The 22,496-nt window shown below is 73.5% G+C and carries 22 protein-coding genes, 1 tRNA gene and 1 pseudogene; 13 read left to right on the top strand and 11 right to left on the bottom strand.

The window, feature by feature from the left end:
* Window positions 1–54: 54 nt before the first annotated feature.
* The 3 genes from ACH4OA_RS03145 (at window position 55) to ACH4OA_RS03135 (ending at window position 4,936) form a co-directional block, all read left to right on the top strand.
* Window positions 55–2,298 carry a transglycosylase domain-containing protein gene (locus tag ACH4OA_RS03145; protein ID WP_397967395.1) on the top strand — a complete coding sequence of 748 codons (2,244 nt, stop codon included), beginning with the start codon at window positions 55–57 and terminating at the stop codon, window positions 2,296–2,298.
* Between the two features lie 42 nt (window positions 2,299–2,340).
* Window positions 2,341–3,645, top strand: a complete 1,305-nt coding sequence (locus tag ACH4OA_RS03140; RefSeq protein WP_397942391.1) for a hypothetical protein — start codon at window positions 2,341–2,343, stop codon at window positions 3,643–3,645.
* 154 nt (window positions 3,646–3,799) lie between these two features.
* Entirely contained in the window at window positions 3,800–4,936 is a 1,137-nt protein-coding gene (locus tag ACH4OA_RS03135; RefSeq protein WP_397967393.1) for an amidase domain-containing protein, read from the top strand.
* Window positions 4,937–4,943: 7 nt separating this feature from the next.
* On the opposite strand, the gene ACH4OA_RS03130 is transcribed toward ACH4OA_RS03135, so the two are convergent.
* Window positions 4,944–5,534, bottom strand: a complete 591-nt coding sequence (locus ACH4OA_RS03130) for a DUF4383 domain-containing protein (RefSeq protein ID WP_365882915.1) — start codon at window positions 5,532–5,534, stop codon at window positions 4,944–4,946.
* Between the two features lie 123 nt (window positions 5,535–5,657).
* The gene (locus ACH4OA_RS03125) at window positions 5,658–7,052 is read right to left on the bottom strand and encodes a hypothetical protein (RefSeq protein ID WP_397949433.1); all 1,395 of its coding nucleotides are present in this window, start codon (window positions 7,050–7,052) and stop codon (window positions 5,658–5,660) included.
* 164 nt (window positions 7,053–7,216) lie between these two features.
* On the opposite strand from ACH4OA_RS03125, the gene ACH4OA_RS03120 reads away from it, so the two are divergent.
* A tRNA-Val gene (locus ACH4OA_RS03120) sits at window positions 7,217–7,288 on the top strand.
* A gap of 72 nt (window positions 7,289–7,360) precedes the next feature.
* Here the strand turns inward: ACH4OA_RS03120 and ACH4OA_RS03115 are convergent.
* Both ACH4OA_RS03115 and ACH4OA_RS03110 read right to left on the bottom strand, forming a co-directional pair.
* On the bottom strand, window positions 7,361–7,702 hold the full coding sequence (locus ACH4OA_RS03115) for a hypothetical protein (RefSeq protein WP_397967391.1): 342 nt from the start codon (window positions 7,700–7,702) through the stop codon (window positions 7,361–7,363).
* Window positions 7,703–7,875: 173 nt separating this feature from the next.
* Window positions 7,876–8,775 (bottom strand): 2-dehydropantoate 2-reductase, encoded by a 900-nt coding sequence (locus ACH4OA_RS03110; protein ID WP_365941825.1) that lies wholly within the window; start codon window positions 8,773–8,775, stop codon window positions 7,876–7,878.
* 93 nt (window positions 8,776–8,868) lie between these two features.
* Here ACH4OA_RS03110 and ACH4OA_RS03105 point away from each other — a divergent pair, with 93 nt between their 5' ends.
* From ACH4OA_RS03105 to ACH4OA_RS03095, 3 genes are all read left to right on the top strand, one after another.
* Window positions 8,869–9,105 (top strand): DUF2277 domain-containing protein, encoded by a 237-nt coding sequence (locus ACH4OA_RS03105; RefSeq protein WP_365881527.1) that lies wholly within the window; start codon window positions 8,869–8,871, stop codon window positions 9,103–9,105.
* Window positions 9,106–9,277: 172 nt separating this feature from the next.
* Window positions 9,278–9,730 carry a DoxX family protein gene (locus ACH4OA_RS03100; RefSeq protein ID WP_365881529.1) on the top strand — a complete coding sequence of 151 codons (453 nt, stop codon included), beginning with the start codon at window positions 9,278–9,280 and terminating at the stop codon, window positions 9,728–9,730.
* Between the two features lie 85 nt (window positions 9,731–9,815).
* Window positions 9,816–10,427, top strand: a complete 612-nt coding sequence (locus tag ACH4OA_RS03095) for a DedA family protein (protein ID WP_397942429.1) — start codon at window positions 9,816–9,818, stop codon at window positions 10,425–10,427.
* 14 nt (window positions 10,428–10,441) lie between these two features.
* Here ACH4OA_RS03095 and ACH4OA_RS03090 read toward each other — a convergent pair whose 3' ends face one another.
* Window positions 10,442–11,086 carry an HNH endonuclease family protein gene (locus ACH4OA_RS03090; RefSeq protein WP_397942405.1) on the bottom strand — a complete coding sequence of 215 codons (645 nt, stop codon included), beginning with the start codon at window positions 11,084–11,086 and terminating at the stop codon, window positions 10,442–10,444.
* Between the two features lie 389 nt (window positions 11,087–11,475).
* Here ACH4OA_RS03090 and ACH4OA_RS03085 point away from each other — a divergent pair, with 389 nt between their 5' ends.
* Window positions 11,476–12,057 carry a TMEM165/GDT1 family protein gene (locus ACH4OA_RS03085; RefSeq protein ID WP_365881533.1) on the top strand — a complete coding sequence of 194 codons (582 nt, stop codon included), beginning with the start codon at window positions 11,476–11,478 and terminating at the stop codon, window positions 12,055–12,057.
* 197 nt (window positions 12,058–12,254) lie between these two features.
* Window positions 12,255–12,923, top strand: a complete 669-nt coding sequence (locus tag ACH4OA_RS03080; RefSeq protein ID WP_397967389.1) for an HAD-IA family hydrolase — start codon at window positions 12,255–12,257, stop codon at window positions 12,921–12,923.
* A 357-nt stretch (window positions 12,924–13,280) separates the two neighbouring features.
* On the opposite strand, the gene ACH4OA_RS03075 is transcribed toward ACH4OA_RS03080, so the two are convergent.
* Window positions 13,281–14,162: a peptidoglycan-binding protein gene (locus ACH4OA_RS03075; protein ID WP_397942409.1), complete on the bottom strand. Its 882-nt coding sequence runs from the start codon at window positions 14,160–14,162 to the stop codon at window positions 13,281–13,283.
* A 151-nt stretch (window positions 14,163–14,313) separates the two neighbouring features.
* Between ACH4OA_RS03075 and ACH4OA_RS03070 the strand changes: the two genes are divergently transcribed.
* A complete protein-coding gene (locus tag ACH4OA_RS03070; protein WP_397967387.1) occupies window positions 14,314–16,353 on the top strand; it encodes a DHA2 family efflux MFS transporter permease subunit in 2,040 nt (679 codons plus the stop codon).
* Here the strand turns inward: ACH4OA_RS03070 and ACH4OA_RS03065 are convergent.
* Window positions 16,346–16,879, bottom strand: coding sequence for a GNAT family N-acetyltransferase (locus ACH4OA_RS03065; protein ID WP_397942413.1), 534 nt, complete (start codon window positions 16,877–16,879; stop codon window positions 16,346–16,348). The genes ACH4OA_RS03070 and ACH4OA_RS03065 overlap by 8 nt on opposite strands.
* Window positions 16,880–17,022: 143 nt before the next feature.
* On the opposite strand from ACH4OA_RS03065, the gene ACH4OA_RS03060 reads away from it, so the two are divergent.
* Both ACH4OA_RS03060 and ACH4OA_RS03055 read left to right on the top strand, forming a co-directional pair.
* On the top strand, window positions 17,023–17,679 hold the full coding sequence (locus ACH4OA_RS03060; protein ID WP_397942415.1) for a hypothetical protein: 657 nt from the start codon (window positions 17,023–17,025) through the stop codon (window positions 17,677–17,679).
* A 5-nt stretch (window positions 17,680–17,684) separates the two neighbouring features.
* The gene (locus ACH4OA_RS03055; RefSeq protein WP_397967386.1) at window positions 17,685–19,046 is read left to right on the top strand and encodes a hypothetical protein; all 1,362 of its coding nucleotides are present in this window, start codon (window positions 17,685–17,687) and stop codon (window positions 19,044–19,046) included.
* Here the strand turns inward: ACH4OA_RS03055 and ACH4OA_RS03050 are convergent.
* The gene (locus ACH4OA_RS03050) at window positions 19,035–19,475 is read right to left on the bottom strand and encodes a DUF1992 domain-containing protein (protein WP_397967384.1); all 441 of its coding nucleotides are present in this window, start codon (window positions 19,473–19,475) and stop codon (window positions 19,035–19,037) included. The two genes, ACH4OA_RS03055 and ACH4OA_RS03050, sit on opposite strands and share 12 nt — an antisense overlap.
* 98 nt (window positions 19,476–19,573) lie before the next feature.
* On the opposite strand from ACH4OA_RS03050, the gene ACH4OA_RS03045 reads away from it, so the two are divergent.
* Window positions 19,574–20,002: a hypothetical protein gene (locus ACH4OA_RS03045; protein WP_397942421.1), complete on the top strand. Its 429-nt coding sequence runs from the start codon at window positions 19,574–19,576 to the stop codon at window positions 20,000–20,002.
* Here the strand turns inward: ACH4OA_RS03045 and ACH4OA_RS03040 are convergent.
* From ACH4OA_RS03040 to ACH4OA_RS03030, 3 genes and pseudogenes are all read right to left on the bottom strand, one after another.
* Window positions 19,966–20,637 carry an O-methyltransferase gene (locus ACH4OA_RS03040; RefSeq protein WP_397942423.1) on the bottom strand — a complete coding sequence of 224 codons (672 nt, stop codon included), beginning with the start codon at window positions 20,635–20,637 and terminating at the stop codon, window positions 19,966–19,968. The genes ACH4OA_RS03045 and ACH4OA_RS03040 overlap by 37 nt on opposite strands.
* A gap of 129 nt (window positions 20,638–20,766) precedes the next feature.
* Entirely contained in the window at window positions 20,767–22,140 is a 1,374-nt protein-coding gene (proP, locus tag ACH4OA_RS03035) for a glycine betaine/L-proline transporter ProP (protein WP_397942425.1), read from the bottom strand.
* A 264-nt stretch (window positions 22,141–22,404) separates the two neighbouring features.
* A pseudogene (locus ACH4OA_RS03030) lies at window positions 22,405–22,496 on the bottom strand (lytic transglycosylase domain-containing protein); the annotation flags it as partial.

Here is a 22,496-nt window from a genome sequence, read left to right as displayed (position 1 = left end):
AGGATGCTCAGCTCACCCGCGCGAGCAAGACCGAGTGCGGAGGGAGACGCAGGCGTGACCGATGCGTCGCAGGGGGAGGACGGCCCGGTGGCCGGTGGCCGGGGCGAGGAGCCGTCGAGTGCCGACGAGACCCTGCACCTGAGAGTCGACGCCCTCCGGGCGGACGAGACCATGCAGCTGCGCGTGCCCGCGCCGCCCGAGCCGCCCGCCCCGGGCGGCGGCCGGGCCGAGCGCCGGCGCGGCGCGCGCGCCGGCGGCCGGGAGCGGGCCCGGGCCGCGGCCGGCGGCGCGGCCGGGCGGCTGCTCGGCCCGCTGGCCCCGTGCGCGCGCCGCGTGGCCCCGTACGCCCGCCGCACAGCCGTCCTCGCGCGCCGCCTGAAGCCCGTCTACCCGCGCCCCGGCCGCACCGGCTGGCGGCGCTGGATGCCCTCCTGGCGTCAGTGGACCGGCGTGGTGCTGTCCTCCTGCGGCCTGCTCGGCGCGTTCCTCGTCACCGCGTACGCGATGACGGACATACCGAGCAACCTGAACGCGTACGCGACCCAGCAGGACAACGTCTACTTCTGGTCCGACGGCACGCCCATGGCCCGCACGGGCTGGGTGCAGCGGCAGGCGATGCCGCTGAAGGACATCCCGCCGGACGTGCGCTGGGCGGTGCTCGCGGCGGAGAACGAGAGCTTCTACTCGGACCCGGGCATATCCGTCAAAGGCATCAGCCGGGCGCTCTTCCGTACGGTGGGCGAGGGGGACACCGAAGGCGGATCCACTATTACCCAGCAGTACGTCAAAAACGTTTATCTCACGCAGAACCAGACGATAAGCCGTAAATTCACCGAGGCGATGATCGCCCTCAAGCTGGACAACAAGATGAGCAAGGACGAGATCCTGGAGGGCTATCTCAACACCAGCTGGTTCGGCCGCGGCACCTACGGCATCCAGCGCGCCGCCCAGGCCTACTACGGCAAGGACGTCGGCAGGCTCAACGCCTCCGAGGCGGCCATGCTCGCCTCGCTGCTCAAGGGCGCCGGCCTGTACGACCCGACCCTCGGCAAGGCCAACCACGCACGGGCCGTGGAGCGCTGGTCGTGGATCCTGGACCGCATGGTCAAGATCGGCAAGCTGTCACCGGAGGAACGGGCCACGTACCGCCACTTCCCCGAGCCGCTGCGGACAAACCCGCTGTACGACACCGGCGAGCAGAGCGACTACCTGGTGGAACTGGCCTCGCAGTACGCCAAGAAGGCCGGGCACCTGACGGCCAAGCAGTTCGACCTGGGCGGCTACCAGATCTACACGACCTTCGACCGCAAGCGGGAGCAGGCCGTCACCGGCGCCGTCACCAAGGCCCGCGAGGAGGCCCGGCAGAACGATCCCAAGGTGGCGGAGAACGGCCACTACGGCGCCGCCTCGGTGGCCGCCGACGGCCGCATCCTCGCCGTCTACGGCGGCCCGGACCACCGCAGGCAGGGCTACAACGAGTCCAACGCGACCACGGTCCCGGCCGGCAGCGCCTTCCTGCCGTTCGTCTACGCCGCCGGACTCGAACACGGCGTGCGCAAGACCCGCGGCGGACCCGCCACACCCGTCACCCCGGACAGCGTCTACGACGGCGACGACGGCGTGCCCGTCACCACGCCCGAGGGGCCGTACTGGGACCGCAGCGGCAAGAAGGTCGCCGCGCACAACGACGACGGGAGGTCCTACGGGCCCCTCACGCTGCGCGAGGCCCTGGCGAAGTCGGTGAACACGCCGTTCATGCAGCTCGGCATGGACACCGGCCTGGACAAGGTGCGCCAGACCGCCGAGGCGTCCGGACTGCTGTCCTCCAGCATGGGCCCCCAGGTGCCCGCCCTGTCGCTGGGCAACTCCACGCCCAGCGCCATCCGGATGGCCAGCGGCTACGCCACCTTCGCCGCCCAGGGCGACCACACCGAGCCGTACTCGGTGCGCCTGATCACCCGCAACGGCTCCCCGGTCCCGCTGGCCACCCCGCACCCGAAGCGGGCGGTCGGCGCCCAGACGGCCCAGGCGGTCACGGACGCGCTCACCGACTCCTTCCGCGCCGCCCACCCCGAGGCGGCGGCCGGCCGCTCCGGGGTGTCCGGGAAGGCCGGCACCACCGACAAGGACACGGCCGCCTGGTACGTCGGCACCGCCGACTCCGTCTCCACCGCGGTCGTCGTCTACCGGATCGACCTGGCCGAGTCCCTGGAGCCGCTGCCGCTCAAGGGACTGGCCGGCACCTCCGCCCACAGCGTCCCGTATGCCCTCTGGTCGGCCGCGACGGGTCTCGGCTGAGCCGTGGCCCGCCCACCCTCCCTCCCGCAGAATGAGCCGCGCATGCCTCGCAAGATGTCGTCGTCAGGCCGCCGTCGAGCCCCCCGCCGCCGCGCTGCGCCCCGCGCCACCCGCCCCCAGGTCCTGACCCTGGCCGCCCTCCTCGTCGTGGCCTCGCTGGTGGCCGGCTTCCTCGCGCTGTCCGGCTCGGAGGGCAGCGGCACGCCGGCCGCCGCGGCCGGCAAGAAGCCCAGAGCCGTGCCGCCGAAGCCCGGCCCGACGCCCGAGTGGGACGGCAGGACCAAGGTCCTCGGCGACGGTTCCACCTCCTACACCGGCCCGCAGAAAGGGCAGTTGAAGGCCGTACCGCTCAAGCCCGGCGAGAAGCCGCCCCAGTTCGTGGTCTTCTCCTGGGACGGCGCGCTGGAGGGCGGCGACCACCTGTTCTCGCACTACCGGGAGCTGGCCGAGGAGTACAACGCGCACATGACCTTCTTCCTCACCGGCATCTACCTGCTGCCCAAGAGCAAGAAGGCGCTGTACCACGGCCCGATGCACTCCGCGGGCGACGCCGCGATCGACTACGCCACCGACGACCACATCCGCACCACGCTGGAGCAGCTGGGCAAGGCGTACGAGGACGGCAACGAGATCGGCACCCACTTCAACGGCCACTTCTGCGAGGCCAAGGGCGGCGGCGACTGGAGCGTGCAGGAGTGGAAGAGCGAGATCGACCAGTTCTTCGACTTCACGGAGCACTGGAAGACCAACACCGGCTGGACGGACGTGCCGCCGCTGCCGTTCGACTTCAAGAAGGAGGTCGTCGGCGGCCGGGCGCCCTGCCTGGAGGGACAGCCGAACCTGCTGAAGGCCCTCAAGCGCTACGGCTACGGCTGGCGCTACGACGCCAGTTCGCCCGGCGACTTCCAGATATGGCCCTCGAAGAAGGAGGGCGTATGGGACTTCCCGCTCCAGATGCTGCCGTACGAGGACGGCAAGTACCAGGGACTGTCCATGGACTTCAACTTCCTGTACAACCAGTCCGGTGGTGAGACCCAGGGCGATCCCGCCAAGTTCCCGGGCTGGGAGCAGGCGACCGTCGACTCCTACATGGCGGGCTTCGACCGGGTCTACTACGGCAGCCGGGCGCCGCTGTTCGTGGGCAACCACTTCGAGGACTGGAACGGCGGCATCTACATGAAGGCCATCGACCAGGTGGTCAAGAACGTCTGCACCAAGAAGGGCGTCAAGTGCGTGTCCTTCAAGGAGCTGGCCGACTGGCTCGACGCGCAGAAACCGCAGACGCTGGCCGCGCTGCGCAGCCTCGATCCGGCCCAGGCACCGGACTGGTCGGCGGTCGTCAAGTAACAAGTCAGCAGCGCTGGTTCCACTTGTGCAACCCTCTTCACAACCGGCGTCCGCGTCATGCGAAGATGCCCCTCGCCCGGTAGGTGTACCGGCGTAGAGGGGAACATCATTGAGATCAAGAAAACTGAGCCGTAAGGGGCGTCGTACCGCCATAGTGACCGCCGCGGCCGCCTCGGTGGTCGCCGGTGTGGCCCTGGTGCCCAACTGGAGCGCCGGCGCGGCGGTGACCGACGACCCGACGGTGGACGCGGCCACCAAGGCGACCTTCCAGCGGCTGGCCGACGCGGTCTTCACCGACCGCACGCAGGCTCTCGTGGACGGCGCCGCGAAGACGGAGACCCGGCGCACGGCCGGCTTCTCCGGGACCGTGCGCCTGTCCGGCGGGCAGGACCGGCAGCAGCGGACGGCGCTGGACGAGCTGCGCGAGCGCCGCGGCCGGCTGGCCCGGCTGGGCGAGACCTACCGCGCCGGCAGCACCAAGGTGACGCTCGACGCCACGCGGGTGACGGGCCGCCACGCCAAGGTCGCCGTCACCGAGACCACGACGCTGACGTACGACAAGGCCGCCGCCGCCGGCGCGCGGACGACCGGCTTCCAGGCGCACCACGAGCTGACCTTCACGGCCGGCCGGCACGGCGGCTGGCAGCTCACCGGCATCCGCGACACCGACGACGGCTACCTCGCCGTGAACCAGGTCGCCACGCCGTCCGTGGCCAAGGCCCGGACCACCGCCGAGGACGACGGCCCGCCGAGCGCGGTCCGAGCGGCCACCAGTTGGCCGGCCCCCGCCAACCGCAAGAACTTCTCCGCGACCGGCTACGACTACAAGGCGATGGTCGCCTACGCGCAGAAGTACTGGAAGAACTACAACCCCGCCTACCCGGACTTCAACGGGCAGGGCGCCGGCGGCGACTGCACCAACTTCGTCAGCCAGGCCCTGAAGGCGGGCGGCTGGAAGCACGTGCCGGGTTACACGAACGACTTCCACAAGTGGTTCGGCAACTCCGACATCCAGTCGGACTCCTTCGTCGGCGTCAACGAGTTCTCCTGGTTCGCCCTGTCCTCCAAGCGGGCCACCAGCCTCGCCAACGTCTACCAGCTGGACCTCGGCGACGTGCTCCAGATGGACTTCAACCGGGATGGTTCGAAGGACCACTCGATGATCGTCACCTACCGGGACAGCCGGGGCGTGCCGTACGTGAGCTACCACTCGACCAACACCTACAACCGGTCGGTGGCCAGCCTCGTCGCCTCGTACCCGAAGGCGGCGTTCTACGCCTACCGCACCTGACGGACCCCTACCGGGCCCGGCCCGGGTCCGGCCGCGGGCCCCGCCACTCCTGGACGTCCTCCCGCTCGTGCCGCCGCTGGGGCGGAGAGGACTCCGGGTGGCGGGCCCGCCAGTACGGATTGTCGTGCGGCAGGGCGTGGCCGACCCGGCCGTACATGCCGAAGGTCATCAGCAGCAGGCCCACGATGAAGCTGAAGAACACGTTCTGGATCTTGAACGCCAGGAAGTTGCTCGTGGTGTCCAGCAGGCCGAGGAACAGGAAGCCGTTCAGCAGGAACAGCACGCCGAGGACCATGTTCAGGGTCGACGCGAAGTTCCCGCCGATCACCATGCCGGCCAGCAGCACGGCACCGATGCAGATCGACAGCACACTGAGCGCGCCGTTGCTGTTCAGACCGGCGACCGTGTTGCCGCCCGTGCTGAAGAAACCGATCTGGTCGATCAGGCCCAGGATGCCGAAGGCCACCAGGAACGCGCCGATCAGTCCCGCGCCGATCCGGTAGACCCGGTTGAGCTTGTGGTCGACGGGCAGGTGGTCGTCCAGTCGCGTCCGCCGGCTCTCCCCGGCGTTCCTCGTGCGGACCGCGTGTGTGGCCATCTCCGTCTCCCTCGGGCGCTAGCGGAGGCCATCCGTCCGTTTTCAATATCCGACAGACCCGGCCCCCCGGCAACACGCGCGGCCGGCCCCGGTCCCAGGCCGGCGCCACGCCCGGGACCCTGCTCAGGACGCGTGCCCGCGCTCCTCGCGGATGCCCGTGACCACCCGCGCCACCGCCCGCCGCACCTCTTCCGTCTCGGTCAGGAAGTGCCAGTAGTCCGGGTGCCGGCCCTCCAGCGTGCCGACCGCCCGCTCCAGCCGGGCCACGGCGTCGTCCAGCGGCCGGGCGTGCCGCGGGTCGGGTGTGGTCCGGCCCGCCATGGCCAGCCGCTGCGCGTCGCGGATCGCGAACCGGGTCCGCTCGATCTCCGCCTGCGGGTCCTTCTGCACGGCGTTCAGCCGGGCCAGCCGGTCGCCGGCGGCCGAGACGGCCTCGTCGGTGGCGTTCAGCAGCGCCCGCGCGGTGGCCAGCAGCGCGGTGGCGTCCGCCCACCGCTGGGCGTCCCGCGCCGCCTGGGCCTCCTGCAGCTTCAGCTCGGCCTGCCGGACGTTCTCTCCGGCCTGGCCGGGCACCTGCTGGAGGTCCTGCCAGCAGGCGGCCGTGAACCGGCGCCGCAGCTCGCTCAGCACCGGCTCCACCTGTCCGGCCCGGGTGGTCAGCGCCTGGGCGCGGGTGCGCAGCGACACCAGCCGGTGGTCGGTCTCGGCCGCCCGCTGCGGCAGCCGCTCGGCCTCGGCCCGGATCGCCCCGGCCTCCCGCTGCACCCGCTCGGCCCGCTCCAGCGTCGCCGGCACCCCGTGCTGTCCGGCGCCTTGGTTCAGCCGGGTCAGCTCGGGCGCCAGGGCCGCCAGCCGCGCGGCCAGCTCGTCGGCCCGCAGGTTCTGCTGCCGTACCGCGTCCAGGGCGTTGCTCGCGGCCAGCAGCGACTGCCGGGCCCGCTCCACGGCGGGCGCGAGCCGGGCCAGCCGGGTCTCCGCCTTGTCCAGCAGCGGCCCGAGCGAGCCGCCGAACCGGTCCAGCTCCTGCCGGGCCCGCAGCAGCTCGTCCCGGGCCGCGGTCAGCTCCGTCCGTGCCCGCGCCGCCGTACCGGGCTCCAGGTCGTGCCGGTCCAGATCATGGGCGTCGACGGCCTCGATGTACTGCCGGCTGGCCTCGTCGATGCGCTGCCCGAGGGCCTCGAAACCGGAGACGGCGCGCCGGGCGGCCGGGGAGTCGTCGACGGCGGCGATGGTCTCCACGGAAATCCGCAGGTCCCGCTGGGCGGTGTCCAGTTCGTAGAAGGCCGCCGCGGCGGCGTCCTTCGCGGCCTGCGCCTCGGCCCGCTGGCTCTCCGCCCGCCCGCCGAACCAGCGCCGGGTGCCGCCGCCGGCGAACGCGGCGGCCAGCACGGGCGCGGCCAGCAGCGGCAGTCCGAGCAGGGCGAGGGCGTCACGGAGCGCCGAGCGGCTCCGCCGGGTCCGGGCGGCGGGCGGCGGCGGGTACGACGGTGCCGCTGACCTGCCCGGTGTCACCGTCACAACCCTCTCCCGTGGTGGTCCGCCCTGGGTGGTGCCATTCTCCCACCTCCCCCACCCGGGGAAGACGAACACCCGGGCCGGTCAGTTCGCCTCCGGGCGCCCCGATCTTCCGTCCGCTGTTTGCGGTGCGGCCCGTGCGGCCATGTAGGCTGTCGACCTGTCCCGGGTGCGTAGCTCAGGGGTAGAGCGCCTGCCTTACAAGCAGGATGTCGGCGGTTCGAAACCGTCCGCGCCCACCGGCCGGCAAGGCCCAGCTCAGGGACATCACGACGGCCCCCCGGAGTCTCCGGGGGGCCGTCGTCGTGTCCCTACTTCCGCTCCGCCGGCTCCTCGTGGGCGTGTTTCAGGCGGCTGCGGACCTCCACGCGGTCCGCTGCCGCGACCTCGGCCCAGAAGCGGTGGGTGCTGACGAACACCGCCAGCTCGTGTTCGCGCCGCCGCAGCTTCTCCACCTCGGCCTGCTCGTCCTCCGTCCAGCCGGGGGACGCGGGCCGCTCCGTCCTGCGCCAGCCGGTGTCGTCGCTGAAGCCGTCCAGGGGCTCGACCGACCAGGGCAGCCGCTTGAGCAGGGCCGACAGCTCGGCCCGGACCTGATGCAGCTCCTCCTGGCCGGCGAGGAGGTCACTGGGGAATTCATAGGTCGTAGCCACACGACAATGCTACGCCTGTTCGATTTACGGGAGCGAGGACCGGCGGCTCCGAGGGGCGAGGTTCAGCCGGACGGGTGAGGCGGCGACGCCCCCGGACGCCAGGCGGCCCCGGCCCCTCGCACGCAGGCGGCCCCGGCCTCCGTACGGAGGGGGGCCGGGGCCGGAGGGGCGGGTCAGTGGCCGGCTGCACGCAGCTCCCGCACCAGCCGGTCCGTCACCGGTGCCGGCACGCCGTGCCGGGCGGCCGCGCGCAGCAGGGCGCCGCCGATCGCGTCGAGTTCCAGCGGGCGGCCGGCCTCGGCGTCGCGCTGCATGGAGGACTTGGCGGCGGGCGGGAAGGCGGCGTACCGGGCGAGGGTCCGGTCCGGGTCGGCGGGGGCGCCGCAGGCGCGGCTGACGGCGGTGGCCTCGGCGACCAGCGCCTGGAGTTCCTCCCGGTGCCGGGTGCGGGCCGTGCCGAGCGGAACGCCGTACCGGGTGGTGAGCAGGGCGAACGGGGCGAGGAAGGCCAGCTTGGCCCAGAGCGCCGCGGTCTCGTCCCCGGCCACGCGGGCGGTCGTGCCGCACTCCGCGAGCGCGCCGGCCAGCGCCTCCAGCCGGTCCCGGGGCACGGTGTCCCCGGCGAGGTCGATCTCCGTGAACGGGCTGCCGTGTTCGATCACGCCCGGCGCGACCCGGGTGGACTCCACGCGGATCACGGCCGGGGCGACCCGGTCGGGGCGGTAGCGCGCGCGGAGGGCCGCCGGGTGTTCGACGCCGTTCAGGAGCGGTACGGCCAGGGCGTCGCCGAGGACCGCGGGCGGCACCCGGGTGAGGGCGGCGTCCAGGGCGGTGTGCTTGACGGTGATCAGACAGGCGTGCACCGGCTCGCGCAGCTCGGTGTCCGCCTCGACGCGGGCGGTGAAGTCGCCGTACTGCGCGCTGCGGACCGTGATGCCGGTGCGGCGCAGGGTGGCGGCGGTGCTGTTTCCGGCCAGGCACAGCACGCGGTGGCCGGCGCGGGAAAGCAGGGCGGCGAGCAGGCCGCCGGTGCCGCCGGGGCCGAGGACGGCCACGGTGAGCGGGTGCGTCATGGAGGGGTTCCCTTCGACGGTCGGCCCCGGGGATCGGTGGCCGCCTTCGCGGGGATCATCCCAGGAAGACGGGGTGCGCGGGAGACTGGGGGCATGTGCCGGAGCATCAAGACACTGCGTCCGCCCGCCCTGCCCGGCGAGGCCACGGACGAGGAGATCCGCGCGGCCGCGCTGCAGTACGTGCGGAAGGTCTCGGGTTTCCGGGCCCCCGCCGCCCACAACCGCGAGGTCTTCGACGCGGCGGTGGACGCCGTCGCCCGCGCCACGGCGGAGCTGCTGGGCGGCCTGGAGGTGCGGGGACGTGCCGACCGTTCAGGAAGTGTTCCCTAGCGGCGCGGGCGTCCCGCCGGCCCCTGCGGGCGACACGTTATGGCCAAATGTTGAACTTGCAAGCACTCTTTAGGTTCGCCTAACCTGTGGCTCCATTCGGTACCGCCGTCCCCATGACCGGTTTTCGTACGTCCCCAGCCGGTCTGACAGACACCGAACAGGAGTCATCCTCATGTCCGCACGCCTCAATTCCGCTCAGCCGTATGCGATCGGGCTCTTCCGCATCGTCTTCGGCCTGCTCTTCGCCGTGCACGGCGCCGCCTCGCTCTTCGGCGTCCTCGGCGGCGCCGCCGGCACCAACGGCGGCACCATCGCGACCGGCACCTGGCCCGGCTGGTACGCGGCCGTGATCCAGCTCGTCGCCGGCGCCCTGGTGCTGCTCGGCCTCGGCACGCGCGGCGCCGCGCTGATCGCCTCCGGCTCGATGGCCTACGCCTACTTCGACGTGCACCAGCAGGCCGCCCTGTGGCCGATACAGAACGGCGGCGAGCTGTCGGTGCTGTTCTGCTGGGCGTTCCTGCTGCTGGTCTTCACCGGTTCCGGCGCCTTCGGCGTGGACCGGCTCCTCGGCCGGCGCCCGGCCGCCGGCGCCGCCACCGCGGAGCAGACCCCGGTCGCGGTCTGACCGTCCCGCGAACCCCGCCCGGAACTCCCGTCACACCCCCGCGTACGCTGTACAGCCGTCAAACGGGGGAGTGACGGGAGTCGTGGTGTTCGAAAGCGTGGGGTCGCTCGCGGCCGGGCCATGGATCTATGCCGTGGTGGCCGTGTCGGTGCTCCTCGACGTGTTCCTGCCGGTCCTGCCGAGCGGGGTGCTCGTCATCACGGCCGGCACGGCCGCCGCGGCCGGCTCCGGCGCGGCGGGCAAGGTGCCGCACGACGTGCCGGACATCCTGGCCCTGATCCTCTCCGCCGCGACCGCCTCGGTCCTCGGCGACCTGGTCGCCTACCGGCTGGCCTGGCGGGGCGGTGCGCGGCTGGACCGGGCGATAGCCCGCTCCCGGCGGCTGACCAGCGCCCAGGAACGGCTGGGCGACGCCCTCGCCCGGGGCGGCGGCGCGCTGGTCGTCCTGGCCCGCTTCGCCCCGGCCGGCCGCTCGGTCGTCTCCTTCTGCGCGGGCGCCGCGCACCGCCGCGCCCGCGACTTCCTGCCCTGGTCCGCCCTGGCCGGCCTGTCCTGGGCCGCCTACAGCGTGGCCCTCGGCTACTACGGCGCCCAGTGGCTGGGCGCGACCTGGCTGGCGACCGGGGTGTCGGTGGCCGCGCTGTTCGCCGCCGGCGCGGCGGCGGGCTGTCTGATGCGCCGCCGCCCGGCTTCCTGAGGACCCGGCCGGGCTCAGCAGCTCGCCAGGTAGTTCGTCAGCGCGCTCTTCTCGGCGGAGTCCACCGAGAGGTCGTAGTAGTACTTCACCTGCACCCAGGCGCGTACGTACGTGCACAGGTATGCCGACTGCGACGGCACCCAGGTGGCCGGGTCCTGGTCGCCCTTGGCCTGGTTGACGTTGTCGGTCACGGCGATCAGCTGCGGCCGGGTCAGGTCGTTGGCGAACGCCTGCCGCTGCGCGGTGGTCCACTTGCCCGCGCCGGAGTCCCAGGCCTCGGCCAGCGGGACGAGGTGGTCGATGTCGAGGTCGGAGGCGGCGGTCCAGGTGGCGCCGTCGTACGGGGAGTACCAGCTACCGCTGGTCGCGGCGCACGCGGAGTCGGTGACGACGTTCGTGCCGTCCCGCTTCAGGACCGTCTCGCGGGTGTTGCAGGCGCCGCTGATGGTGATCCAGTGCGGGAAGAGGTCGCGGCTGTAGCCGGTGCGGTTCTCGGTGGCCACGGTGAGCTGGGAGAGGTAGGTCCGCGCGGTGGCGGCGCTGACCGGCGTGGGCAGGGCGGCGGAGGCGCTCGGCGCGTTGAGCAGGGCGACGGAGGCGAGCAGGGCGGTGAGGGCCGCGAGAACGCCCGTCCGTCGACGCGCGTAGAATCCGGACATGCGTGAACTCCCTTGAGGGGTGGGGGTGTTGGAGTGCGGGCGAGGGAATGCTTCAGGTGCGGTGTTGCCGGAGGGTGAGCGCCCGGTGAGAATCTAGTGACGTGTTCATGTCATGACAAGGTTGACGACCGAACTTTCACATCCCGTACGATGGGGAGCGCAGAAGGGGAGTAGCTCTTCGCCGGACCGTCGACATACTGCTCAGCGAGCCTGAGCCGGCGCCCGGAGGCGGATCGCCACGCGTCGCGCGCGGCTCCGCCAGCGAGACCTTCGGCAAGCAGTGCACGCCCGTGTCCCACCGGCACGGGCGCCGAGTGCGCTGCCGTGCCGAGGTGTCATCGCGTGACGTACCGCACTCTCGGCGGGGCAGCCCGACCGATTGAGGACCCTTGATCAGCATCACCGTGACGGCGCTCGTCTTCGGCGTCATCTTCCTCGCCGAACTGCCGGACAAGACCGCGCTCGCCGGTCTCGTCCTCGGCACCCGCTACCGCGCCTCGTACGTCTTCGCGGGCGTCGCCGCCGCCTTCCTGCTGCACGTCGTGCTCGCCGTGGCCGCCGGCAGCGTGCTCACCCTGCTGCCGCAGCAGATCGTGCACGCCCTCACCGGCGTCCTCTTCCTCGGCGGGGCCGCGGTGCTCCTGCTGAAGAAGGGCGAGGAGGAGGAAGAGGTCAAGAAGCCCGCCGACCAGTCCTTCTGGAAGGTCGCGGGCACGGGCTTCATGCTCATCCTGGTCGCCGAGTTCGGCGACCTCACCCAGATCATGACCGCCAACCTCGCCGCGCGCTACGACGACCCGATCTCGGTCGGTCTCGGCGCGGTGCTCGGCCTGTGGGCCGTCGCCGGGCTCGGCATCGTCGGCGGCAAGGCGCTGATGAAGCGGGTGCCGCTGCGGCTGATCACGCAGATCGCGGCGGTGCTGATGCTGGCGCTCGGCGTGTGGAGCCTGTGGGAGGCGGTGCGCGGCTGAGCCCGCCGCGGGGGAAACGGACGGCTGCCCGGGCGAACGGCGCGTGAACCCTCGCCGGTGGTGGTGGCGGGAACCGGCCCGGTTTTGTACCGTGGAGAAACAAAGTGGCTCCGCCCGTTTACCCTGACCGGCGGGCGGAGCCGCCTTGTTCCTCCCGCCGTCGCTCCCGACCCGGGCCCTCCTCCCTGGAGCTGCCGATGCCCGCCACCGCCACGCCCACCGTCCTCACCGCCCGCGCCCTCCTGCTCGACATGGACGGCACCCTCGTCAACTCGGACGCCGTGGTCGAGCGCGTCTGGCGGCGCTGGGCCTCGCGGCACGGTCTGGACGGCGACGAGGTGCTCAAGGTCATCCACGGCCGGCAGGGGCACGCGTCCATGGCCCTGCTCCTGCCCGGCCGGCCGGTGGAGCAGAACGTCGCCGAGAACGCCCGCATGCTCGCCGAAGAGACCGCCGACACCGACGGCGTGGTCGAGGTGCCCGGCGCCGGGGCGTTCCTCGCCTCCCTGGCCGGGCTGCCGCACGCGCTGGTGACCTCGGCGGACCTCGCCCTGGCGACGGTGCGCATGACCGCCGCCGGGCTGCCCCTGCCGGAGGTCCGGGTCACCGCGGAGTCGGTCGGCGCCAGCAAGCCCGACCCCGAGGGATTCCTCAAGGGCGCGGCCGAGCTGGGCGTCGACCCGGCGGACTGCGTCGTCTTCGAGGACTCCGGCGCGGGGATCGCGGCGGGACGCGCCGCGGGGATGCGCGTGGTGGGCATCGGCCCGCGAGCGGTCCCCCACGACCCGGACGCGGCGGTACGGGACCTCACGGGGGTACGGGTGGAAACGGGCACCGACGGGACACTGCGGTTGCGTATCGGGTGACGGGTCGGCTCGCGGGGTCGGGGCAGGCGGGCTGGTCGCTGGTCGCTGGTCGTTGGTTGCCGGGTGCGGGCCGGGTGCGGGTGGAGACGGCGTCGACGGGACGCTGCGGCTGCGTGCCGGCTGACCGGTCGCGGTCCGGCGGCAGGTGGGGACCGGTCGTTGGTCGCCGGGTGGGCGGCCGGGTGCGGGCGTCGACGGGCTGCTGTGGTTGTGTGTCGGCTGACGGCCCGCAGGGTCGGGGGATAGGCGGAGCGGTCGCCGGTCGCCGGGCGAGCGGGCCCGCCGTCGGTCGTGCGTGCGGGGCCGGGCGCCGGGTGCGGGGTCCTTGCGGGCCCGCCGGTGGTTTCGCGGGACCGGTCAGGGGGCGGTCGTTTCCGACTCCAGGCTTTTTCTCGTCGCCGGGCCGTACTCGCCCAGGGTGTCGCCCCTGACGCCCCGGGCCAGCTGGTAGTTGCGCACGGCGTCCTCCACGGGCCGGGTGTAGGTGCCGTCGATCCGGTCGCCGTAGAGGTTCAGCTGACGCAGGCGCTGCTGGAGTTCGGTGACCTCCGGGCCGGTGTCGCCGGGGCGCAGGACCGGTGCCGTGGCGGGGGTGGGTTCCGGGGTGCCGGAGGCCGGGGCGGACGACGGGGACGGCGAGGCGGTGGGGGAGAGCGTGGGGCTGGGCGACGGCGAGGCCGTCGGGGACGACGGGTCCGGGCCGGGTGTCGCCGGGGCGGACGAGAGCGGGGCGCGCGGCGGCGCGGCGGGCGGTGCCGCCGGCGGGGGCGGTGGCGAGGAGGGGGTCCGTGTGGGCGCGTCCGGGATGCTCTCCCTGACCTCCTGGGCCGCCCGGCCCCGGTCCGGCGCGTGGTAGGAGGAGAGCGCGAGCCCGGCCGCGACGGCCAGTGCCGCGCCCAGGCCGCCGGCCGCGAGCAGCACGCTACGGCGGCAGCGGCGCCGGGGCCGGGGCGTCCCGGGCGCGTCCGGCGGGGGCCCGGGGCTCCGGGGAGCGACGACCGCGGCCGGGGGCGGGTACGCGGGCGGGACCGCCGGGGGCGGCTCCTCGGCCGGCGGCGCGACCACGTCGACGTACGGGCGTATCCGCAGCGGGTCGAAATCCTCCGCCGCCGCGGCCTCCGCCGTACGCGTCTCGCGCAGCGCCTCGGCCGCCCGCTCGGTGCAGTCGCACGACGGCGTGCGGTCCGCCTCCCGCGGCGCCCCGCACTCCGGGCACGTGCTGCCCTGCCTCCCGGTCACGCGTACGGCCCCCTCCCCTCGGGAACTGAAGAGAATAGGCGGACCGGCGCCACCCGCGCAGGGACTCGGCGCGGATCCGCAGGACTCGACAGGCCATAAGTGGTGACCCCGATCACGATGGAAGGTGCACCCGAGCCCCCGGGAGGTCTGCATGGCCCTGGACACGCACGGCACGGCACGGAAGACCGGCGGCGGCGAACACGTGCCGGGCAGCGTGCTCGTCCCGATCGGCGCGCTGCTGCTCGGGCTGCTGCTCGCCGCGCTCGACCAGACGATCGTGTCGACCGCGCTGCCGACGATCGTGAGCGACCTCGGCGGCCTGGAACACCTCTCCTGGGTCGTCACCGCCTATCTGCTGGCGTCGACCGCCGCGACGCCGCTGTGGGGCAAGCTGGGCGACCAGTACGGCCGCAAGCGGCTGTTCCAGGCCGCCATCGTCCTCTTCCTGATCGGCTCCGCACTGTGCGGCACCGCCCGGGACATGCCCCAGCTCATCGGCTTCCGGGCGTTGCAGGGACTGGGCGGCGGCGGGCTGATGGTGCTGTCCATGGCGATCGTCGGCGACCTCGTGCCGCCGCGTGAACGCGGGCGCTACCAGGGCCTGTTCGGTGCCGTGTTCGGCGCGACCAGCGTGCTCGGACCGCTGCTCGGCGGGCTGCTCACCCAGCACCTGAGCTGGCGGTGGGTGTTCTACGTCAATCTGCCCGTGGGCCTGGTCGCGCTCGCCGTGATCGCCGTGGCACTGCGCATCCCGCACCGCACCGCCCGCCACACCATCGACTACGCGGGCACCTTCCTGATCGCCGCCGTCGCCACCTGCCTGGTGCTGGTGGCCTCGCTCGGCGGGACGACCTGGGCCTGGGACTCGGCGCGGATCATCGGACTCGCGGTGCTGGGCGTCCTGCTCGCCGTGGCGTTCGTCGCCGTGGAGCGCCGGGCCGCCGAACCCGTGCTGCCGCTGAAGCTGTTCCGTGTCCGCACCTTCACCCTGGCGTCCGTGATCAGCTTCATCGTGGGCTTCGCCATGTTCGGCGCGATGACCTATCTGCCGACCTTCCTCCAGGTCGTGCACGGCGTCTCCCCGACCCTGTCCGGCGTGTACATGCTGCCCATGGTGTTCGGTCTGCTGCTGTCCTCCACGGTCTCCGGGCAGATCGTCAGCCGCACCGGCCGCTGGAAGGTGTTCCCGGTCACCGGCACCGCCGTCACCACCCTCGGCCTGCTGCTCCTGCACCGGCTCGACGAGCACCGCTCCACCGCCGCGATGAGCGTCTACTTCTTCGTCTTCGGCCTCGGACTCGGCCTGGTCATGCAGGTCCTGGTGCTGATCGTGCAGAACGCCGTCTCCTACGAGGACCTCGGCGTCGCCACCTCGGGCGCCACCTTCTTCCGCTCCATCGGCGCCTCCTTCGGCGTGGCCGTCTTCGGCACGGTCTTCGCGAGCCGCCTCGGCGACAAGCTGGCCGACGCCTTCCGGGGCGTACGCCTGCCGCCCGGCGTCAGCGCCGGCGCGCTGGAGTCGGACCCGCGGGGCATCGCCGCCCTGCCGCCCGCGCTGCGCCCCGCGGCCCTGCACGCGTACGCGTCCGCCATCACCGACGTCTTCCTCTACGCCGCGCCCGTCGCCCTGCTCGCCTTCGTGCTGGCCTGGTTCCTGAAGGAGGACCGGCTGCGCGGCTCGGTCACCGCGCCCGACGTCTCCGAGACGATCCCTCCCAACCCGGTCGAACGCTCCTCCTACGACGAGTGCTGCCGGGCCCTGTCCCTGCTCGGCACCCGGGAGGGCCGCCGCGAGGTCTACCGGACGATCACCGAACGGGCCGGGTACGACCTGCTGCCCGCCGCCGGCTGGCTGCTGCTGCGCATCCGCCGCTACGGCTCCGTCGAACCCGGCATGCTGGCCGAGCGCAGCTCCGTCCCGCTCCAGGCGGTCATGGCCGCCGCCCGCCAGGTCGAGGAACGGCGGCTGGCCGAGCGGCGCGGCCCCGACCTCGTGCTGACCGACACCGGCCGGGAGACCGCCGAGCGGCTCGCCGCGGCCCGCGAGGAGTCCCTGGCCGAACTGCTCGGCGACTGGTGGCGGCCAGGCCGCTCCGACGACCTGGGCCGGCTGGTCCACGACCTCACCGGCGAACTGTGCGGCGCGGAACGCGAGCGTCCGCACAACGGCACGGTGGCGAAGGTCAGCTGACAACCTCCGTGCGCCCGGGCCGCCCGGCCGCGTCCGTCCCCAGCTCCTTGCGGAACCAGTGGTCGGCGTACGGGGCGGAGTTGTGCGGGGCGGTCTCGGTGTAGCCGAGGCGGGCGTACAGGGCGCGGGCCTCGGTCAGGTCGGCGCGGGTGTCCAGGACGATCCGCCGGGCGCCCAGCTCGCGGGCGCGCAGCTCGGCGGCGGACACGAGCAGCGCGGCCCCGTTCCGGCCGCGCAGGCCCGGCAGCACGAACACCCGGGTCAGCTCGGCCGTGTCCGCGTCCAGCAGCCGTACGCCCGCCGTCCCGGCCGGTGCGCCGGCGTACCGGCCGACGAGCAGGCACCCGGCCGGCGGGGCGAGGTCCGCGCCCGTCGCGGCCGCGATCTCCCGCTCCAGCTCGTCCGGGTCGGTGCGGCGCCCCTCGTGCAGCAGGTACCAGCGGTCGCTGACCTCCGTGTAGTACGCCCGCCACAGTGCGGCGGCGGCCGGCGAGTCGTACGGCTCCGGGCTGATCGTCCACGTCATGCCGGCCATTGTCGGGAGCCGCCGGGTGCCGTCCGCAACCGGATATCCCGTGCCGTGCGGGCGCGGACACCGTTTGTGGGCCGGGTTCCGGGTCACCCGACAGGAGTACCGGCCGGCGGGGCCGGTCCGACCGGAAGGCAACCATGTCCACAGGGCTGATCATTCTTTTGATCGTGATCGCGGCGGTCGTGGTCCTCGGCGCGGCCACCCTCCTCGTCCTGCGCGGCCGCGGTCGGCGCGGCGGGCCCGGCCTGAAGCGGCGCTTCGGGCCCGAGTACGAGCGGACCGTGGCCTTGCACGACGGCGACACCAAGGCCGCCGAGCGGGAGCTGGCCGAGCGGGTCGAGCGCCACGGCGACCTGCGCGAACGGCCGCTGGACGGGGCCGAGCGGCAGCGCTACGCGGACCGCTGGACGGCCGTCCAGGAACGCTTCGTCGACTCCCCGCGGGAGGCGGTGGCCGAGGCCGACCGGCTGCTCGCGGAACTCGCCGCGACGCGCGGCTACCCGGACGGCGGGCGGTACGAGGAGCAGCTCGCCGCGCTGTCCGTGCACCACGCCGAGCACGTCGACGGCTACCGGCAGGTCCACCGGGCCGCCCACGGCACCGGCAGCGGTACCGAGGAACTGCGCGCGGCGCTGCTCGGCGCGCGCGCCCTCTTCGACGAGCTGACCAGCGCGGAGTCCGGCCGCCATCGCGCGCGGGGCGGCGCCGGCCGGCCCGCCGCCACCCCGGCCCGTTCCCACGGCCGCTCCCACACCCCGTGGGCGGCCCACCACGGCCGGCCGAAGGAGAGCTGAGCGTCATGCCGGACAGAACGGACGACCCGTCCCACGACCGCCGCTCGGCCCGACGAGCGGAAGGCGGCGAGGACCGGACGCAGGCCGAGTGGGCGCCTGGCCCCGGGGAACGCGCCGCGCGGGAGGAGCGCGGACCCGGCAGCCCGGAGCGCGGCGGCTCCCGGGACGAGTGGGCGCCGGGGGACGCGGTGCCGGGGCGGCGGACGCCGGACGCGCCCCGGGCCGGCGAACGGCTGCCCGGGGAGCCCGCTCCCGGAGAACACTGGGGCCGGCCGCCCGGCTCGGCCGGGCCCGGCCGGGAGGGACTGACGGGCGACGACCGTGCCCCGCAGGACGGCACACCACCACCGCCGCCGGGACCGGCGGGCGCGGCCGGGTCCGCGCGCACGGCCCCGGGCGGCGGGCAGCGGCACGGTACGGAACGACTGAGTCCTGGTACGGAAGGCCTGGGCCCGGCTGCCGACGAGGGATTCACCGGCAGTCACCGGGCGGAGCGGGCGGCGATCTCGGAGGAGGACCGGATGCCTGAGAACGGCCTGGGAGCACCGTCTCCCGGCGAAACCAGCCAGCGCGAACGGAGCACGACGGAGTCCGCGGCCCCGGACGCCTGGCCGGCGGCCCCGGGCAGCCCGCAGTCCGCGGGCGGTGCGACGGGGGCGGGCGGTGCCCCGGCCCGCGGCGCCGAGGCGGCGCCCGGCGGCACCGCGGCCTCCGACGCCGCGATCGCCTTCGGCGGCACCCCGGCCCCCGACCAGGCGACGGCGTCCGGCGACAGCTACGGGCAGGGCGGCGAGGGTTCCCCGGTCTCCGGCGGCAGTTACGGGCAGGGCACCGAGGGCTCGCCGGTCTCCGGCGGCAGCTACGGACAGAGTGGCGAGGGCTCGCCGGTCTCCGGCGGCAGCTACGGGCAGGGCGGCGAGGGCTCGCCGGTCTCCGGCGGCAGCAACGGGCACGGCGCCGAGGGTTCCCCGGTGCCCGGCGGTACCGCGGAGGCCGGTGGCACACCCGCCCCCGGCGTCTCCCCGGACCAGAGCCGAGCCGCCGCCCCCGCCCCGGGCGGCACCTCGGGCCCGGCGTCCGCCGAGGCCGCGCCCCTGATGGCGCGCGAGGAAGCGGAGGAGTGGGAGCAGCGGATGCGGCATGTGGTCGGCGGGTTCGTGGACGAGCCGCGGGCCGCTGTCGAGGAGGCCGACCGCGCCCTGGAGGAGATCGCCGCGCGGTTCAGCGAGGCCGTGACGCGGCGGCGCCGCACGCTGCGGATGTCCTGGGAGGGCGGCGAGGAACGCGGGACCGGTGCCGACACCGAGCAGTTGCGGCTCGCCCTGCGCGACTACCGGGAACTGGCAGGCCGGCTGCTACACGGCTGAGTCCGGCGCGCCCGCGGCACCTTCGGCGGCAGCCCTGCGCTGCCGCCACTGCCGTACGACCTCCTCGACGTCGTACGGCTTCCGGCCCAGCGGCGGGCCGGGCGGCGGCTTGAACATCATGTCCCGGATCTTGACGTTGACGTCCTCGATCAGCTTGCGGACGATCCGTTCCGAGGGTGCCGCGTACGCCGCCGCGAGCGTGTCCTCCGCCTCCTTGCGCAGCGCCAGGGCGGGCGGCAGCACGGCCAGCCCTTCCCGGGCCAGTTTCCGCTTCACCCACCACAGTTCGTCGTAGGGGGAGTAGACGTCGGCCGGCAGCGGCGCGCCCGCGCCCGGCAGCCCGTCGAACTCCCCGCGCTGCTGCGCGTCACGGATCTGCTTGTCCACGAAGGAGTCGAACGGCACGCCGGGTGGCTTTCGCTCGGTCATGGACCCATTGTGCCGGACGGGACCGCGCCGGGCGTTTTATCATGCGGCGGCGGTACGGCGATCCGCCCGCCGCACCAGGACGTTCAGGGGGAGCGCTCGTGCTCGAACTCACCATGGCCGCCGTCTCCGGCGCGGACGCGGGTGCCACGGCCGGCATGTCGATGGCCGAGGTGCCCAGCGAGCCCGGTGCGGTGCTGCGGGTCGGCCGGGACGCGGCGGTGTGCCGGCTGGTCACCCCCGAGGACTGGCTGTTCGTCTCCCGCGTGCACCTGGAGTTCCGGTGCGGCCAGGACGGCACCTGGCACCTGACCTGGCGGCGCGGTTCCCAGCCCGACCCGGCCTCCGAGGTCCGCCTCGCCCACGGTCCGCACGCCCAGCCCCTCGGCTACGGCGCGACCGTGGCGCTGCCCCGCGGCGGGTCCGGCGAGATCGTGATCCAGGACCGCACCGCGCCGCGCAGCGTCAACGTCGGCTTCTTCCACGAGGTGGGTCAGTCCACGACCCGGGCCAGCACGAATCCGTCGTAGCCCTTGGTTCCCACCGTCTGGATCGCCGTGCCGGTCAGCCGCGGGTGGGCGGCGATCAGTTCGACGGCGGCGCGGGTCCCGAGCACGTCCGGCTCGGTGCTGGCGGGGTCCGTCACCCGGCCGCCGCGCACCACGTTGTCCAGCACGATCAGGCTGCCGCCCCGGGTCAGCTTCAGCGCCCACTCGAGGTAGTGGCGGTTGTTCGCCTTGTCCGCGTCGACGAAGACCAGGTCGAACGGGGCCGGGTTCTCGTCGGCCAGCTTGGGCAGCGACTCCAGGGCCGGGCCCACGCGCACCTCCACGATCCGCTCCAGACCGGCGCGGGAGATGTTGCGGACGGCCACGTCGGCGTGTTTGGCGCTGTACTCCAGCGAGATCAGCCTGCCGTCCTCGGGCAGGGCGCGGCCCAGCCAGATCGTGCTGTAGCCGCCGAGGGTGCCGATCTCCAGGATGTGCCGGGCGCCCTGGGTCTGGGCGAGCAGCTGGAGGAGCTTGCCCTGCGGGGGCGAGACCGCGATGGCGGGGAGCCCGGCGGCCTCGCTGTCCCGCAGGGCCGCGCGCAGCGCCTCGTCGTCCGGTGTGAGGTGGCGGGTGAAGTAGTCGTCTACGTCGTCCCAGAGCCGCGACCCGTTCATAGCGCCTGCCGCCTTTCCCGAGTGTCCTGCGGAGGCTGTTCCGCCCCGCCCACTTCGATGGTCTCAGCACAGCGGAGCGGGCGGGGACCCGAGGTCCCCGCCCGCTCCGCTGTTGCCCCGGAGTTCCGTCTAGCGGCCTTCGACGGCCGGTGCGGAGCCCGGCAGCGGGCGGCCCGCCGACTCGGACATGCGCCACACCGCGAAGCCGCCCACGACGGCCGCGGCCATCATGTAGTACGCGGGCATCATCATGTTCCCGGTCGCGCCGATCAGCGCGGTCACGACCAGCGGGGTCGTGCCGCCGAACAGGGACACGGACACGTTGAACCCGATGGACAGCGAGCCGTAGCGCACGCGCGTCGGGAACAGCGCGGGCAGCGCGGCCGGCATCGCGGCCGTGAAGCAGACCAGCAGCAGGCCCAGCGCGCCCATGCCCAGGGCGACGGCGACCAGGCTGCCGTCGCGGATCAGCAGCAGGGCGGGCACCGACAGGAACAGGAAGCCCGCGCAGCCCGCCGCGATCACCGGACGGCGGCCGACACGGTCGGTCAGCGCGCCCGCGAACGGCTGGACGATCATCATCAGGGCCATCACACCGAGCACGACCAGCAGGCCGTGGGTCTCGTCGTACTTCAGCTCACTGGTGAGGTAGCTCGGCATGTACGACAGCAGCATGTAGTCGGTGACGTTGAAGACCAGCACCAGGCCCATGCACAGCAGCAGCGCCTTCCACTGGCCCGCGACCATCTCGCGCAGCGGCACCTTGGGCCGCGCGGCCTCCGCCTTCTCGACCTCGGCCGCGAACGCCGGGGTCTCCTCCAGGCGCATCCGCAGGTACAGGCCGATGATGCCCATCGGGCCCGCGATCAGGAACGGGATGCGCCAGCCCCAGGAGAGCAGGTCGTCGGTGGACAGCAGCGCGGTCATCAGCGTGACCAGGCCGGCGCCGCCGATGTAGCCGGCGAGCGTGCCGAACTCCAGCCAGCTGCCGAGGAAGCCGCGCTTCTTGTCGGGGGCGTACTCGGCGATGAAGGTGGTCGCGCCCGCGTACTCGCCGCCGGTGGAGAAGCCCTGCACCAGCCGGGCGGCCAGCAGGAGCAGCGGCGCGCCGACGCCGATCGTCGCGTAGGAGGGGATCAGGCCGATCGCGAACGTGCCGGCCGCCATCATGATCATGGTGACGGCGAGGACCTTCTGGCGGCCCACGCGGTCGCCCAGCGGCCCGAAGACCATGCCGCCCAGCGGACGGACCAGGAAGGCCGCCGCGAAGGCACCGAACGTGGACAGCAACTGCGCGGTGGGGTTGCCGGACGGGAAGAAGACCTTGCCCAGGGTGACCGCGATGTAGCTGTAGACACCGAAGTCGAACCATTCCATCGCGTTGCCGAGCGCGGCCGCCTTGACGGCGCGCTTGACCAGTGCCGGGTCGGTGACGGTGACATCGCGGGCCGTGGCGGCCCGCCGGGTCTTCAGGTGCGGGGTGACGGCAGTGACGGACGCCAAAACGGGGCTCGCCTACCTTTCGACGGGGACAGTGACGGCCCGAGACGGCGGCGGTGACGTACGCCGGGCCGGAAATCGACCATAGGCGGCAGATGCCCCCTACGCCCTGTACGCGCTTACGTGCGTACAGCAGCGAAAGCACGGCTACGCAGGTACGTCTGCCCGCTCACGCGCCGCCATGCCTGCTGGTCGGTGTGATCCTTGTCGCGCTCCCGGAGTGCAACCGAAAGAGGCGAGGGTGATTTTCGGTACGGCGGGCGTGGCTCAGTACCAGCCGTTGGCCTGCCAGAAGTTCCAGGCCTGGGCCGGGCTGCCGTAGCGGGAGTTCATGTAGTCCAGGCCCCACTTGATCTGGG

The sequence above is a fragment of the Streptomyces sp. NPDC017095 genome (assembly GCF_044332325.1).
Lineage (GTDB): Bacteria > Actinomycetota > Actinomycetes > Streptomycetales > Streptomycetaceae > Streptomyces.
This window is presented reverse-complemented; position numbering and strand designations above follow the sequence as displayed.